17 protein-coding genes are annotated in these 13,427 nt (G+C 37.6%); 9 read left to right on the forward strand and 8 right to left on the reverse strand.

The window, feature by feature from the left end; all coding sequences use genetic code 11:
- Window positions 1–7: 7 nt before the first annotated feature.
- Genes CLV96_RS14545 through cutA form a run of 4 tightly spaced genes read left to right on the forward strand, consistent with a single transcriptional unit; the run spans window position 8 to window position 1,261 of the window.
- Window positions 8–292 (forward strand): DUF883 family protein, encoded by a 285-nt coding sequence (locus CLV96_RS14545; protein ID WP_004787984.1) that lies wholly within the window; start codon window positions 8–10, stop codon window positions 290–292.
- Window positions 293–628, forward strand: a complete 336-nt coding sequence (locus tag CLV96_RS14550) for an LBF_4227 family protein (RefSeq protein WP_004787859.1) — start codon at window positions 293–295, stop codon at window positions 626–628.
- A 4-nt stretch (window positions 629–632) separates the two neighbouring features.
- Entirely contained in the window at window positions 633–878 is a 246-nt protein-coding gene (locus tag CLV96_RS14555) for a hypothetical protein (protein WP_004788222.1), read from the forward strand.
- A gap of 50 nt (window positions 879–928) precedes the next feature.
- Window positions 929–1,261, forward strand: coding sequence for a divalent-cation tolerance protein CutA (cutA, locus tag CLV96_RS14560; protein ID WP_004788031.1), 333 nt, complete (start codon window positions 929–931; stop codon window positions 1,259–1,261).
- A 121-nt stretch (window positions 1,262–1,382) separates the two neighbouring features.
- Here cutA and CLV96_RS14565 read toward each other — a convergent pair whose 3' ends face one another.
- A complete protein-coding gene (locus tag CLV96_RS14565; protein WP_004787950.1) occupies window positions 1,383–2,069 on the reverse strand; it encodes a DUF1554 domain-containing protein in 687 nt (228 codons plus the stop codon).
- Window positions 2,070–2,454: 385 nt separating this feature from the next.
- Here CLV96_RS14565 and CLV96_RS14570 point away from each other — a divergent pair, with 385 nt between their 5' ends.
- The 4 genes from CLV96_RS14570 to CLV96_RS14585 all read left to right on the forward strand — a co-directional run bounded on the left by CLV96_RS14570 (window position 2,455) and on the right by CLV96_RS14585 (window position 4,361).
- Window positions 2,455–2,778, forward strand: coding sequence for an ArsR/SmtB family transcription factor (locus CLV96_RS14570; RefSeq protein WP_004788034.1), 324 nt, complete (start codon window positions 2,455–2,457; stop codon window positions 2,776–2,778).
- A 4-nt stretch (window positions 2,779–2,782) separates the two neighbouring features.
- Complete coding sequence (locus CLV96_RS14575; protein ID WP_004788269.1) at window positions 2,783–3,250, forward strand: SRPBCC family protein; 468 nt, start codon at window positions 2,783–2,785, stop codon at window positions 3,248–3,250.
- A 47-nt stretch (window positions 3,251–3,297) separates the two neighbouring features.
- Window positions 3,298–3,894 carry a YdeI/OmpD-associated family protein gene (locus CLV96_RS14580; protein ID WP_004787949.1) on the forward strand — a complete coding sequence of 199 codons (597 nt, stop codon included), beginning with the start codon at window positions 3,298–3,300 and terminating at the stop codon, window positions 3,892–3,894.
- A gap of 95 nt (window positions 3,895–3,989) precedes the next feature.
- Window positions 3,990–4,361: a DoxX family protein gene (locus CLV96_RS14585; RefSeq protein WP_004788003.1), complete on the forward strand. Its 372-nt coding sequence runs from the start codon at window positions 3,990–3,992 to the stop codon at window positions 4,359–4,361.
- 135 nt (window positions 4,362–4,496) lie between these two features.
- Here CLV96_RS14585 and pnuC read toward each other — a convergent pair whose 3' ends face one another.
- The 7 genes from pnuC to queA all read right to left on the reverse strand — a co-directional run bounded on the left by pnuC (window position 4,497) and on the right by queA (window position 12,063).
- Window positions 4,497–5,135 (reverse strand): nicotinamide riboside transporter PnuC, encoded by a 639-nt coding sequence (gene pnuC, locus CLV96_RS14590; RefSeq protein ID WP_004788187.1) that lies wholly within the window; start codon window positions 5,133–5,135, stop codon window positions 4,497–4,499.
- Window positions 5,136–5,205: 70 nt separating this feature from the next.
- The gene (locus CLV96_RS14595; protein ID WP_004788079.1) at window positions 5,206–5,883 is read right to left on the reverse strand and encodes a class I SAM-dependent methyltransferase; all 678 of its coding nucleotides are present in this window, start codon (window positions 5,881–5,883) and stop codon (window positions 5,206–5,208) included.
- Complete coding sequence (locus CLV96_RS14600) at window positions 5,883–7,034, reverse strand: hypothetical protein (RefSeq protein ID WP_004787988.1); 1,152 nt, start codon at window positions 7,032–7,034, stop codon at window positions 5,883–5,885. The genes CLV96_RS14595 and CLV96_RS14600 overlap by 1 nt, the downstream gene beginning before the upstream one ends.
- A gap of 59 nt (window positions 7,035–7,093) precedes the next feature.
- Entirely contained in the window at window positions 7,094–9,349 is a 2,256-nt protein-coding gene (locus CLV96_RS14605) for an aconitate hydratase (RefSeq protein ID WP_004787842.1), read from the reverse strand.
- Window positions 9,350–9,460: 111 nt separating this feature from the next.
- Window positions 9,461–9,991, reverse strand: a complete 531-nt coding sequence (locus CLV96_RS14610; RefSeq protein ID WP_040917473.1) for a FlgO family outer membrane protein — start codon at window positions 9,989–9,991, stop codon at window positions 9,461–9,463.
- Window positions 9,951–10,970 carry a hypothetical protein gene (locus tag CLV96_RS14615; RefSeq protein ID WP_004788181.1) on the reverse strand — a complete coding sequence of 340 codons (1,020 nt, stop codon included), beginning with the start codon at window positions 10,968–10,970 and terminating at the stop codon, window positions 9,951–9,953. The genes CLV96_RS14610 and CLV96_RS14615 overlap by 41 nt, the downstream gene beginning before the upstream one ends.
- Window positions 10,971–11,022: 52 nt before the next feature.
- The gene (gene queA / locus CLV96_RS14620; protein WP_004788096.1) at window positions 11,023–12,063 is read right to left on the reverse strand and encodes a tRNA preQ1(34) S-adenosylmethionine ribosyltransferase-isomerase QueA; all 1,041 of its coding nucleotides are present in this window, start codon (window positions 12,061–12,063) and stop codon (window positions 11,023–11,025) included.
- A 63-nt stretch (window positions 12,064–12,126) separates the two neighbouring features.
- On the opposite strand from queA, the gene CLV96_RS14625 reads away from it, so the two are divergent.
- The gene (locus CLV96_RS14625) at window positions 12,127–13,419 is read left to right on the forward strand and encodes a glycosyltransferase family 87 protein (RefSeq protein WP_004788054.1); all 1,293 of its coding nucleotides are present in this window, start codon (window positions 12,127–12,129) and stop codon (window positions 13,417–13,419) included.
- Window positions 13,420–13,427: the final 8 nt, after the last annotated feature.

The raw sequence follows: 13,427 nt of genomic DNA on the forward strand, positions 1-13,427 counted from the left end.
ATAGATTATGGAAGAAGTAAAAAAAGATAAATCCCTCATCGACGAAATTAAGTTGTATGAGAAAAAAGCCAAAGAAATTGAACAAAGAGCCAAGGAGAAGTATATGGAACAAGTAAGCGACATCAAACAAAAGTTAGGTAAAGCAAGTGAAGAGGCTTCTATCAAAGCGAAAGAAGTCATCGACAACGTAGGATCTTATGTAAAAGAACATCCACAAAAAGCCGCAGTCATTGGTTTTGGTGTGGGCCTTGGACTTGGACTTGCTCTCGGCCTGATTTTTAAGAAGAAATAATTGGAAGAGAAACACACAAAACATCGTAAAAAAGGCGGAATCAAAGCTGCCTTCGAGGATTTAGTCGCTAAGGTTGTTGCCTATGGTGATGTGATGCTTATCTACATTCAGAAGAATCTCCAAATTTATATCAAAAATTTGGTGTTTTCTTCCGTTTGGATTTTCACGTCCATCTTCCTTATTTTTTTAGGACTTTTGTACATTTCGTACGGATTATTTTTAAGTATCCAAAAGTTTCTTTCCAGTGGGGACCCCATCCTTGCTAGTTTTGGAACAGGGTTTGGATTTTTAATTTTTGCTATTTTGTTTTTATCACTCGTCCTAAAGAAAAAATAAATCCATGCGCTTTAATCCCCTAACAGACCATGAACGTTATTTAGACAAAGATCCAAAGGACATGTCACTGACGGAACTTCGTATGTTACTTAAAATCAAACGAATGGATTTACAACTTGGTTGGAATGAATTTGAAGGAAAAATCAAATTCTGGCAACGAGTGGTTCGTTCCGTTCGTGAATCGGGAATGCTCGACCAAGTAAAAGAAGGAATCCAATCCTACTTACAAAATAAAACTTCTAAAGAATAAGGGATTCCACATTCGCAGCCGATCATTGTAAAAACAAACAAGGATTTCACATGGCTTCAGATGAAATTTTAGTATTTACCACAATTGGCGATCGTGATATGGCCGAAGAACATATCTCAGAAATGTTAGAACAAGGAATCATCGTTTCTGGAACGATTTTCCCGGAAGTGGAACTTGTTTACTTATGGGAAGGGAAAATCACTGTCGATACGGAAAATAAAATCCTACTCAAAGCAAAAGCTGACAAATACAATGCGATCGAAGAATACATTATGAAACGTCATCCTTACATTGCACCCGAAATCATTCGTTTGGATGTAAGTTTTGGAAGTCCCTCCTACAAAGCGTTTGTGGCCGACAAAATCAAAAAAAATTCGCAATAAACGAACGATGGAATGAAATTTTACTGATTCCTATCTCATGTTATATGGTAAAGGAATCGGTTGAAATCCGTTAAATGACCATTCGCTCAGCAATGCGAATAGGACAAATAGAAAAGTAATCCTACTGTTCTACACAAACAACTTTTGATACGTTGTTACATGCTTGGTTCCCAACGGAAAGTGTTGCACTCGTCAAATCATCATGAACAGCGAAGGATGTATTTGTTCCTCCTGCATTTGTCGTCCAATTAGAACAATCAAATGCACTACTTGTCCAATCGGTGTTCAGTCCAGTTACGATGCTATTTGTACCAGTAACGGTGGTTTGAAAAACATTTGTAAGAGGGAATGAAAAGACTCCATTCGCAGTTGTTGTTCCTATAACAGTTGTCCCGTCAATCCGTCTGTATTCTTTACTAGGTTTTAATACCCAATCGATGTGTTCACCCGTTCCCGTACTGCAGTTTGCATTTGTACAGGCTTTCCTATTGGTACCATCAGAAACGAGTGCTTTAAATGTGCGGCCGTTTGAAGGTTTCCGGCTATCGGCGGCACAGTTTGCATCAAGACCGGCTATCCCAGCATTCACAGTGGCATTGGCGGCCGTGGCAAATATCATGCAAAAACCTGTAGTTCCACAATTCTCAGTATTTCCAGAAGTATTTGTACTTGAATTTATAGAATTGATCGCTACGAGTCCAACCAATGCATCACTATTTTCATTTTCAGAATTACAGGAAGAAAACAATAAAATACTGCTGATGAAAACGATAAAGAAGGGGTAATAAGCTAATTTGAATCGAAACATGAATGGAAGAACTCCTATAAAATTAAGGCATTTGCCTAAACATGACTTTGTTGATCAGTGGTCTCTTTTCGTCAATTAGTTTCCTAAAAACTCAATATCTCTGCTTGGAATATAGGATTCCAAAAAGAGTACATGTTATGAATAAAGTTTATATCTATATTTGAGAAGGAATGCGAATGAAATTGGTTTCACTATTTGATAGTTTAACTTGCTGGAATTAAAAAGAACATGAAGGCGATAATTTTCACAATATCCAAATGGAGTTCAATCAAAAGACTTGTTTAAGCTAATTTGCCATCATAAGGTCAATAGGGTTGGGCTAAATCCGGACAAAAAAAGTGTTGCCAAATGACTACATATCATTGATTAGTCAAATGGCTACACAATGGATTTAAGAAGAGATGTTTTCCAGGCAATTGCAGATCCCACAAGGCGGGCCATCCTCCTCCTTGTGGCTACCCAGTCTATGACGGCGGGAGCCATTGCCTCCCAGTTTGATACTAAAAGACCCACCGTTTCCAAACACTTACAAATTTTAACAGAATGTGAATTGTTAAAAAAAGAACCTAACGGTCGTGAGATGTATTATCACTTAAACCCAAACAAAATGAAAGAAATAGCAAACTTCATTGAGCCTTTCCAAAAACTTTGGGATGACCGTTTTAACAAATTGGAATCGGTAATGAAAAACTATAAGACCAAAGGATAAAAATATGGAACTCAAAACAAAAATCTATGCGGAAGATGGAAAACAAGAATTAACCATTGAACGAAACTTTGATTTACCTGCTTCCTTGGTGTATAAAGCTCACACGGAACCAAAACTCATTGAAGAATGGATGGGGAACAAAGTTCTTAAGTTTGAAGCAAAAAACCATGGCAGTTGGATTTACGAAACCAAAAACCCAGAAGGGATCGTTTTGTTTCGGGCCAATGGAGTTTTCCTCAATATGATCGAAAATGAAAGTTTTGTCCGAACCTTTGAAATGGAAAACACAGGTTTTCCCATTCAGCTTGAGTTTTTTGAATTTCAAAAAATTTCGGAGAACCAATCAAAACTCAAAATGCATATCATCTACAAATCGGTAGAACAAAGGGATCAAATTTTAAAAATGCCGTTCGCTCAAGGAATTAATATGGCGCACAATCACTTAGAACAAGTGCTTAGTAAGAAAGGTTAATCTGAGACTTTTATAAAATAGATAAGACGTAAATGGAGCCATTTGAAATGAAACAATCAAATTCCAAAAGGAATCAAATCGATTTATATTTTCAAAAAATCAAAAACTGGAAACAAGAGTTTCAAATCTTAAGATCCATTGCATTAGAAATTGAATTACAAGAAGAAATCAAATGGGGACAACCTTGTTATACTCTGAATGGACAAAATATATTCCTGGTCCATGGATTCAAAGAATACTGTGCAATTCTATTTTTTAAAGGTGCTTTACTCAAAGATCCGAAAAAAATACTCATCCAACAAACTAAAAATGTTCAATCGGCAAGACAAATCCGATTCAAAAATGTTTCTGAAATTACAAAACTAAAAACAACCATAAAATCATATATCAAAGAAGCCATACAACTAGCACAATCCGGGAAAAAAATCGTATTGAAAAAAACCTCGGAATATGAATTTCCAGAAGAATTTTTAAAACGATTGGAAGAAGAACCAAAGTTACAAACAGCTTTTGAATCCTTAACCCCCGGCAGGCAAAGAGGTTACCTACTCCACTTTTCAGGAGCTAAAAAAACTGAAACAAGAGTAGAGAGAATCGAAAAACAAATCGCAAACATTCTGAAAGGCAAAGGTTTGAACGACTAAAGTTAAACTTAATTTGCAAAAATTCTTTGTCTTTCCAAGGACAAACTAAGAGAAACCGACTAACAAGGAATATATTTTATTTTAGGAGAAATCAAATGTCAGAAAAAACAAAAAAAATAGCTTATTGGTTTTTTACCCTTTGGCTGTCACTCGGCATGGTATCAACGGCGATTGTACAACTCATAAAACTTCCCGAAGAAGTAGAAAAAATCAACCAATTGGGTTACCCTACTTATTTCCTCACTTTGCTTGGGGTTTGGAAATTGTTCGGAGTGATTGCAGTTCTCGCACCTAAATTTGTTTTACTCAAAGAATGGGCTTATGCGGGATTTTTCTTTGCCATGTCCGGAGCAGCCATTTCACATATTGCCTGTGGCCATCCATTTGGTGAAATTTTTCCTTCTATCCTTCTCTTGGGGCTAACGGTTATTTCTTGGTATTTGCGACCGATCAATCGCAAAACATAAAATCAAATTTATATTAAAGAACTTCTTTAAATACCTTTTCTTTGGTCCCTCTCCGCTCATTACGGAATTGGGCCAAAGGGAGAAGTTCTTTCCAATTTGTATTTCAATCCATTATCACTAAATAACATTTTTACTTTATTTATATTCCTTGTACCAATTGTGGCATCCATAAAAAGCAATGAGTAAAAACACAATATATTCCAGAGTCACAAATGGAATTTCCTTTAAGGAATAAATGGTAATACAAACCACATCGACAAATACCCATAAAAACCAGGACTCCAACTTTCTCTCCGCAAGTAAAAAATTGGCGATGATACTTCCTACCGTTGTAAATGCATCCCAATACAAGAATTCAGGTGGCTTTACAAAAATACTAGGTAACAATAATGGCAGCCGGCTTGTGATCTCCCCAAGAAAAAAAGTTCCTAAAAGAATCACTAAAACAAGAAACAAGGTTTTTGTTTTGCCTAACGATTGGATTTTTACATAAGCTCCGGTTTTTTTTCGCCAGACCAACCAACCATAGACACTGGACCCAAAAAAATAAATTTGTAATAACATATCCGAATAAAGTTGAATTTGGAAAAACAAAAAGAAAAAACAAATAGAAGTTAAAATTCCAAAAGGCCAAGTAAGGATATGATTTTTAGATGCTAAGTAAACACAACCGAGGCCAGTGGTAGTCCCAATGAGTTCGATAAGACTGATAGGGTTGCCGAAAAACGAGAAAATCTGAAATTCTTTTGAAAAGAATAAGGATAAATCAAACATATTAAATCACTAAAAAAACAACGGCAGAGATACTACCAAATCAAACTTTGAAAAACAAAAATCGTTTTGTCTAAATCCTAAAAAAATCTTCCTTAAATCCCTTCTCGCCTAACCATTTACTTTGTAAAAGATTATATCCTACAATTTCAAAATCACGAGAAATCCATTTTCTGTATTTTTTTTTGGACCTTGAAAAAGCATATGGATCAATAAATTTCATTTCTTCTTTCATAACCGCATAGTCTTCATTAGTTGGAACTGTAAAATACAGATAATTACAATACTTAGCCATTTTTTCCAGAACATCTGGGATCATGGAATCGGGAAGGTATTGGATCACGGAATTACAAATCCCTAACTCCACTGGTTCCTTTTCTAACTTGGGGAGTTTGAAAGTTTCTAAGGATTCGTGGTATATATGAAACTTATCAGAACGTTTGACCCAGTCTTTTTTCTTTAAGTCTTCATAGGCCTCTTTGGAAGCATCCACTGCATACACTTTTACGGGAGAAAAAGTTTTTACCATCTCCCGAAGTAAAATTGCTTTTCCGAATCCGAAATCAGCCATCTTGTAAACAGAAATTTCCATTAACTGAAAGAGTGCTTTTAAGTATTCCGCATGTTGTTTGGCATTGTATGACCCATCTACATCAAGCCCATTCCCATAAATATCTGACCAATAGGAACCATCAAATTCTTTCCCATTTTTCCCAAAGCCGAAGTTTTGTTTTTTTAAAAAACTCTTCATTAAAACTGAACCCCTAAACTTTGGAGTTCTCGAATCATTTCTTTGATGTATTTTGGTTCTCTTGTGAGTTGGTCCACTTCCTTTTCAAAGGCTTTCGTTACCATAATGTTATCTTTTTTCACCCTGCTTAAATATATCTCAAGAGTTTCTTTTGTGATTTTTTTCTCAGGAAAATCTGACATTAGGGGATGAGAAAAAAATCTTTGTCGGATGGAATCTTCCAATTCCCTAATTTTAGTTTTTATAATTCCAACAAACCGTTTGATGGATGAATCATGAAAAGAAATGTCTGTTTGTTGGTTTGGCAAAAGGTCATCAACTTGCAATTTAATTTCTAAAATTTCTGCTATATTCATATTGTCTCTTGCACCAGAGAGTTTCGTCATGAGTTTGGATTTACGTTCCCGTAAAATTGGATCTTGTTCTTTATCAGGGTGAATGAGTTTTGCCAAATTTTTAAATAAGGTGTTAATGTCTGTGCTAAGTAAACGTTCTGCCTCTAATTGTTTTTTTTCTTTTTCGGTCTGTGCTTTTGATTTTTTGCGTTCCCCTGAATGGGGACGGGAACCTCGGAAGTACTCGGCGCGGTACTCTTCGTATTTTTCTCGGAATTCTCTATACTTTTCTTCGTGTGATTCTCGTTCCTCTTCAGAATCAAATTGAGTGCGGTTCAAATCATCTAAATCAATTTCAACACCAAACTTTTGTTTAATTTTTGATTCCATTTGATTTTTATACCTAAGTCTTTCCAATCGTTCGAATTTAGTTTCTAACTGATCGCGATAATTCCCGTAAAAAGAAGAATCTTCCATAATAGAATCGTTACAAATATCTAAAAGATAACGCCGAAGAAATTCCCTTTGCATCTTTCCAAAAGAAAGTTTTTCCTCAAGTAGGATGGCACACATGAGACTAAAACGTTCCTTTTCTAACTTTTTTTGTCTTTCCAATTGGGGTAAAACATCTTGCAGATATGTTTCATTTACAAGTTGAAACAATGGTTCAATTTCTTTGGAACGGTCCAAAGTTTCTTTATGTTTTTTTAGAGCATCGTTGAACTCTTTTTGCGCTTTGGTTTGATTGGATGCAACCCCAGTCCAAATGAGAGTTTCCTCTGTTGTTACATTTAGTTTGGATTTTTGTTTAGGCATTTATGGAAGGAAAATCGCCAGATGGGTCCCACCTGGCGACTGTTCAAAAGAATCGTTACTTACGCTTTCATCAAATTCAAAGCAGCACCTGCTTTGAACCATTCGATTTGTTGCGCATTATAAGTATGGTTCACAGAAATTTCATCCTTTTTACCATCCTTATGATTGAGAACAAGAGTAAGTGGTTTTCCTTCTGTAAAACTCGTGAGTCCTACAATATCAATCACATCATCTTCTTGGATTTTATCGTAGTCTTCTTTGTTTGCAAAAGTTAAAGCAAGCATCCCTTGTTTTTTCAAGTTGGTTTCGTGAATCCGAGCAAAGGATTTTACTAAAACCGCTCTCACACCTAAGTGTCTTGGCTCCATCGCTGCATGTTCCCTTGAAGAACCTTCTCCATAGTTCTCATCCCCAACGACAATGGATCCAATCCCTTGGGCTTTGTAAGCTCTTTGGGTTTGTGGAACAGGTTCATAGTTTCCAGTGAGTTGGTTTTTCACCTCATTGGTTTTACTATTGAAGATGTTTGTCGCACCGATGAGTAAGTTATTGGAGATATTGTCCAAGTGACCACGGAATTTAAGCCATGGACCTGCCATTGAAATATGGTCTGTTGTACATTTGCCTTTGGCTTTGATGAGTAGTTTTAGTCCTTTGAGATCTGTCCCTTCCCACGCTTTGAATGGAGCAAGAAGTTGTAATCGAGTAGATGCTGGATCTACAATGACTTGGACTCCGGACCCGTCTGCGGCAGGAGCGACAAAACCTGCATCTTCAACCGCAAAACCTTTGTTAGGGAGTTCCTCGCCAGTTGGTGGATCTAACTTTACCTGTTCACCCTTTTCGTTGGTTAAAGTGTCTGTGAGTGGATTAAATCCTAAGTCTCCAGCAATGGCAAGTGCTGTTGTGATCTCAGGAGACGCCACAAATGCATAAGTGTTTGGATTTCCATCTTGTCGGGCTTGGAAGTTACGATTGAAGGAATGGACAATTGTGTTCTTTTCCTTTTTTTCTGCTCCCACGCGAGACCACATTCCAATACAAGGACCACAAGCATTGGAAAATACTTTGGCGCCAATTTTATGGAAGGAATCTATGAATCCATCTCTTTGGATGGTGTAACGAACCAGTTCCGATCCAGGTGTGATGGTAAACTCAGCTTTGGTTTTTAAACCTTTCGCTGCGACTTGTTTGGCAAGGGAGGCAGCTCTTGAGATATCTTCATAAGAAGAGTTGGTGCAAGAACCAATAAGACCTACTTCTACTTTGAGGGGCCAACCATTTTTAATGGCTTCTTCTTTCAGCTTAGAGATAGGAGTGGCAAGGTCAGGTGTGAAAGGTCCATTCACATATGGCTCTAAAGTATTGAGATCAATTTCAATGACTTGGTCAAAGTATTTGGAAGGATCTGCATACACTTCTGGGTCAGCGGTAAGGTGAGTTTTGTATTTGTTGGCAAGATCAGCCACATCACTTCTGTTAGTGGATCTTAAGTAACGCTCCATAGATTCGTCGTAACCGAAAGTAGAAGTGGTTGCGCCGATTTCTGCTCCCATGTTACAAATGGTTCCTTTACCAGTACAAGAGAGGGCTTCTGCACCAGGACCAAAATATTCTACAATCGCACCTGTCCCACCTTTTACGGTAAGTATCCCTGCCACTTTTAAGATTACATCTTTTGCCGATGTCCATCCATTTAGTTTTCCAGTGAGTTTGACACCGATTGCTTTTGGCCACTTGAGTTCCCAAGCAAGACCAGCCATCACATCACAAGCGTCAGCTCCACCAACACCGATGGCGACCATTCCAAGTCCACCGGCATTCACAGTATGGGAATCGGTTCCGATCATCATCCCGCCAGGGAAAGCATAGTTTTCTAAAACGACTTGGTGAATGATACCAGCACCTGGTTTCCAGAAACCAATTCCATACTTATTAGAAACGGAGGATAAAAAATCATAAACTTCTTTGTTTTCTTTGACAGCAATCCCGAGATCCACACCGGATTCGTCTTTTGCCGTGATTAAGTGGTCACAGTGAACGGTGGAGGGAACCGCTACCTTTTTCCGACCAGCTTGCATAAATTGGAGAAGCGCCATCTGCGCTGTTGCGTCTTGCATTGCCACACGGTCTGGTGCGAAGTCGACGTAATCAACACCGCGCCCAAAACTCTTTGTTGGATTTCCATCCCAAAGGTGGTTGTATAAAATCTTTTCTGTAAGTGTGAGGGGTCGACCCACTACCTTCCTGGCTTGTGCGATGGCCGCTTCCATTTTGGAATAACGCGCCGCAATCATTTCTATATCAAATGCCATCTGAACCTCTTATACCTATCAGACCGCAGGAAAAAAGGGAATCAATCGAAAATTAAACTACAAGTACTAAAATCAGTAAATTTGACTCACTAGTGAGAACCAGTATCTTTTTTAGCCGTCAATACGGACATAAACTTCATCTGCTTTGAGGATAAGGCCTGATTTGATTTCGATAAGTCTGGTATTGACAAAAACTCCGTCTTGGTATGGTGTCACAATTCCCGTGATGATGACATCGAGTTTCAAAACATCGCCTATTTTCCGCAAGGTGGCAGTGTCAGTGGGAACATCCAAACCCAGTCCAGATTCTTTTAAAACTTTCTCATTGGCCAAGCGGTCTAAAATTTGGAACCGATCTTTTTTTACAAGTTCTGTGGTTAGTTTTTCTGCAAGGATTTCGCCATATGGACTTTTTTTACCCTCGTGGTCTAAAAAAGTTAAAACAACTAGTCTTTGTGGCTGGAAATAAAATCCTTTTTCCGAAAGGGAAATCGCAAGTTGTTCGAGAGGGGGAACGGTTTTTTTCTGAGGTTTAGTCTCTCTTTCATCTCCCAGATAACAAGCGCTAACACCAAATAAAACCAATACAAAAACAAATTTTTTAAAACGCAAGTTCCATCCCAAGTGAGGTAACATATTCATAAAACGATTTTCCATTAAACCCATTCCCGTACATAAAACCACCGGGAACCCCAATTAGCATACCGTCTTTATAAAACTGGTTCTGAAAATTAAGAAAAAAAGTAGTTTTTAATTTCCCGGGATGTTTGCCACGGAAACTGGCCGCAAATGTCTCTGGAGAACGCCCATTTTGGTCTTTTACTTGCAACAAAGGGTCGTTAAAAACATTAAAAATTTGATTTCCAACATAAAGGGAATAGTTCTTTGAAGAACCCAGAAAAAAGATAAAACCGAGAGATGCAATGTCTTGTGCTGGAGAAAAGCCCATTTGCCCATTAGCATATGACCCAGGCTTTGCATTTACATAATTGTACTTAACGTTTAGTTGGACTTTATCACTGCCAAAAAAAAAAGAAAATTTTCCACCTTCCGTACCATAGGCCGTTACAGGATTTTCCGTTTTCACTTGGTAGACAGACGTTTGTACTTTGAGAAATTGTGCCGGTGAAAAACTTCCCTGGTATTCATACAGTTGTTTTGGATCGATCAACAATCTCCGATTGGAATCCATCTGACGAAAGATCATAATTGCGGAAGGATGAATTGGTGTCACAGGATTTGGTTGCGCCAAAGATGGTTCACCGCTTTGTTTTGCATCCCAGGTATTCATAGTGGGAGAAGAAAGATCAAAATCCAACTTATTCCCAAAACTGGAGTTTGGATTTCCTTCGAGAGAATTGTTCCCATTTTTTTTTGTTTCTGTTAAAAACCCCAAAGAAAGAGACTTTAGATGATTCGAATATTCTAAATTACCGGAAGTCCGCTTTTTTGAATTAGTATGAACAGGAGTTGTACGCAAATATTCCTCATCTAACTCCAATGAGTCGGAGGGTTCTAATTCTCTGACAGCAGACTCTTTGATTGGAGTGATAAAAACAACACCAAGCAGACCTAAACCAGAGAAAAGGGAAACGTATACCGAAGATTTCGGGGAGTACATAAAGAAACTGTAGAAACATATTTCCTAATTTCCAAGGAATGTAAATCTATTTTTAAAATAAGAACATCGAATCCCCATAGGAATAAAAACGAAACCCGTTCTTCAATGCATAACGATAAGAATCCAACACAAGTTGAGTCGTAGCAAAGGCACTGACAAGAAGGAGAAGACTCGACTTGGGCAAATGAAAATTCGTGATCAAACCTTGCACGGAATCAATCTTGTCACCTGGCGACAAAAAGATGTCAGTTTGACTTGATCCTACCTTATATTTCTGTAGTTGAGAATCAAAAACAGTTTCTAAAACCCGGAGTGTTGTAGTTCCCACAGCGATGATACGCCTTCCTTCTTTTCTTGCATCGTTTAACTTCGTTGCTGTGGACTCAGGAACTAAGTATTTCTCCCTGTGTAAAGTTTTAGTCTGCCATTGTTCGGTGGTTAAAGGACGAAATGTCCCATAACCAATTTGTAATTCCACTGGCAAAAACTCTGCCCCAAGTGTTCTAAATGTATCCTTTAAATCTTCGGTGAAATGAAGGCCGGCGGTAGGTGCCGCAACCGATCCAGATCGATTGGCAAAAATCGTTTGGTATCTTACCTTATCTTCTTCCGTTACTTTTCGTTTGAGATACGGTGGGATTGGAATATTTCCAAAAATTTCAAAATCGGAATCAGAAATTGATATCTCAGATTTGAGAATGGAAAGTTCTTCGTTAGGGCCTTGGTAAACAAACTGATAATTTGGAAACCCCACAGGAGATAACCTATCACCTAATCTTAGTTTTGCCCTATTTTTCAAGATACATAACCAAGTTTGGTTTTGAATGTCTTCTGGTTCTAAAAAAATCGATTCATGAATTCTACCTGATTCCACTTGTAGAAACACACGCCGATAGGATACTTTTGTCTCATTGTATACAAAAATATCACCAGGTCGTACCAAGGAGGTGATATCTCGAAACAAAGGAGCTTCCCAAAATTTTGATTGGATACGATCCACAACAAGGAGACGCGACTCGTCCCTATTTTTTAAGGGGAATTTAGCAATCTGCTCTTCGGGAAGGTCGAAATCGTATTCATTCAAAAAATCCATCTATGGATAGCCTTGGGAAAACCTTGTCAATTAACCAGAAATATTGGGAATGGTAGGAGAACTATGTGGAAATTTTTCGAAACCGTTGAGAAACAAGGAAAATGGATTTTGAGCCTCTTACTTTTGGTTCTCCTTGTCCTTTCCGTTTCCAGGTCCAAACAAAAGTCGGATTTTTTAGATTATTACCATGCTGCGGAACGCTGGGAGACAGGTGAAAATCTCTACAGATTTGATGTAGCATTTGAACTCCAAACCAAAATCAAAACAATGGAAGATCTTTTTCGACCTGAAAACCTCCATTTACTTTCGGCTCTCCAGAATGAAACAGCAACCTATATCTACCCTCCTTTGTTTTCTTTTTTACTCATTCCATTTACTTATCTGAGTGAACCAGGAGCAGCCATTGTTTTTGAATTTCTGAGTTGGATCTCCTTACTTGGGATCCTTTACTTAGTGTTTCAAAATAAAGAACTAAACCTAAGCCACTCCCAATATCCATTTTTGATTCTGATTGCCTCTCTAGTTTTCAATTTTAGATTTTTAGAAAGCCATATCCAAAATAACCAGGTGGGTCTTCTTCTCATCCTACTCATCTTCGTTTCACTTACGATACGATCACATTGGCTGAGTGGTTTTTTATTGGCCCTTGCTGTTAGTATCAAAATCACTCCTCTTGTTTTTTTATTTGTGTTCGTCTATGAAAAACAGTACCGACGTATTCTTTGGTTTTTAGTTGGTATTATTCTTTGGAATGCAATTCCTCTTTTGTATCATTGGGATTATACCATTCAAATGACAACAGAATGGCTCCGAGAAATTTTAGGAAATGCATTCAGCAATCCCCTACTTCGTTCCTGGAAAAACAACCAATCCTTAAGTTCCACATTGGCTAAATATTTTGTTTCTGGTGCAGATATGATCAACCAACCAACTTACTCGATGCCATTTGTAAATCTTTCCTTACCCACTTTAAAATTGATTCAACTCGTATTTATGATTCTATTTGGAGTTCCTCTATTGTTACTCTGGAGAAAGAAAAATAAAAAATGGGAAATTGTTTCTCTTTTGTTTTTAGTTTCTGCTCTCTTTAGTGGAATTAGTTGGGTGCATAGCTTTGTGATTTGTATAATTCCTGTTTATTTTATTTTGAACCAAGTGACTCACAAAATAGATCATAAAAAAGAATTATACATTCTACTTTTTATCCTAAGTTTACCACTGGTTGCCCATCGAACCTTTGTTGGAACAAAATTAGAAGCAACATTGTCAATGTTCTCTATTTTATTCTATACAACTAGTTTCTTATACTTCTACATTGTAAGGTTTGCATTTCATGAAACAGAAAATCGGCATTGATGCGAGGC

This window comes from Leptospira meyeri (genome assembly GCF_004368965.1).
In the GTDB taxonomy this organism is placed as follows: domain Bacteria; phylum Spirochaetota; class Leptospiria; order Leptospirales; family Leptospiraceae; genus Leptospira_A; species Leptospira_A meyeri.

Bases quoted from the DNA above. Each gene is read 5' to 3' on its own strand.
- CLV96_RS14545 (WP_004787984.1), top strand. From the start codon at position 8: ATGGAAGAAGTAAAAAAAGATAAATCCCTCATCGACGAAATTAAGTTG.
- cutA (WP_004788031.1), top strand. From the start codon at position 929: ATGGCTTCAGATGAAATTTTAGTATTTACCACAATTGGCGATCGTGAT.
- CLV96_RS14585 (WP_004788003.1), top strand. From the start codon at position 3,990: ATGTCAGAAAAAACAAAAAAAATAGCTTATTGGTTTTTTACCCTTTGG.
- CLV96_RS14595 (WP_004788079.1), bottom strand. From the start codon at position 5,883: ATGAAGAGTTTTTTAAAAAAACAAAACTTCGGCTTTGGGAAAAATGGG.
- pnuC (WP_004788187.1), bottom strand. From the start codon at position 5,135: ATGTTTGATTTATCCTTATTCTTTTCAAAAGAATTTCAGATTTTCTCG.
- CLV96_RS14600 (WP_004787988.1), bottom strand. From the start codon at position 7,034: ATGCCTAAACAAAAATCCAAACTAAATGTAACAACAGAGGAAACTCTC.
- CLV96_RS14580 (WP_004787949.1), top strand. From the start codon at position 3,298: ATGAAACAATCAAATTCCAAAAGGAATCAAATCGATTTATATTTTCAA.
- CLV96_RS14575 (WP_004788269.1), top strand. From the start codon at position 2,783: ATGGAACTCAAAACAAAAATCTATGCGGAAGATGGAAAACAAGAATTA.
- CLV96_RS14625 (WP_004788054.1), top strand. From the start codon at position 12,127: ATGTGGAAATTTTTCGAAACCGTTGAGAAACAAGGAAAATGGATTTTG.
- CLV96_RS14555 (WP_004788222.1), top strand. From the start codon at position 633: ATGCGCTTTAATCCCCTAACAGACCATGAACGTTATTTAGACAAAGAT.
- CLV96_RS14570 (WP_004788034.1), top strand. From the start codon at position 2,455: ATGGATTTAAGAAGAGATGTTTTCCAGGCAATTGCAGATCCCACAAGG.
- queA (WP_004788096.1), bottom strand. From the start codon at position 12,063: ATGGATTTTTTGAATGAATACGATTTCGACCTTCCCGAAGAGCAGATT.
- CLV96_RS14610 (WP_040917473.1), bottom strand. From the start codon at position 9,991: ATGAATATGTTACCTCACTTGGGATGGAACTTGCGTTTTAAAAAATTT.
- CLV96_RS14615 (WP_004788181.1), bottom strand. From the start codon at position 10,970: ATGTACTCCCCGAAATCTTCGGTATACGTTTCCCTTTTCTCTGGTTTA.
- CLV96_RS14605 (WP_004787842.1), bottom strand. From the start codon at position 9,349: ATGGCATTTGATATAGAAATGATTGCGGCGCGTTATTCCAAAATGGAA.
- CLV96_RS14565 (WP_004787950.1), bottom strand. From the start codon at position 2,069: ATGTTTCGATTCAAATTAGCTTATTACCCCTTCTTTATCGTTTTCATC.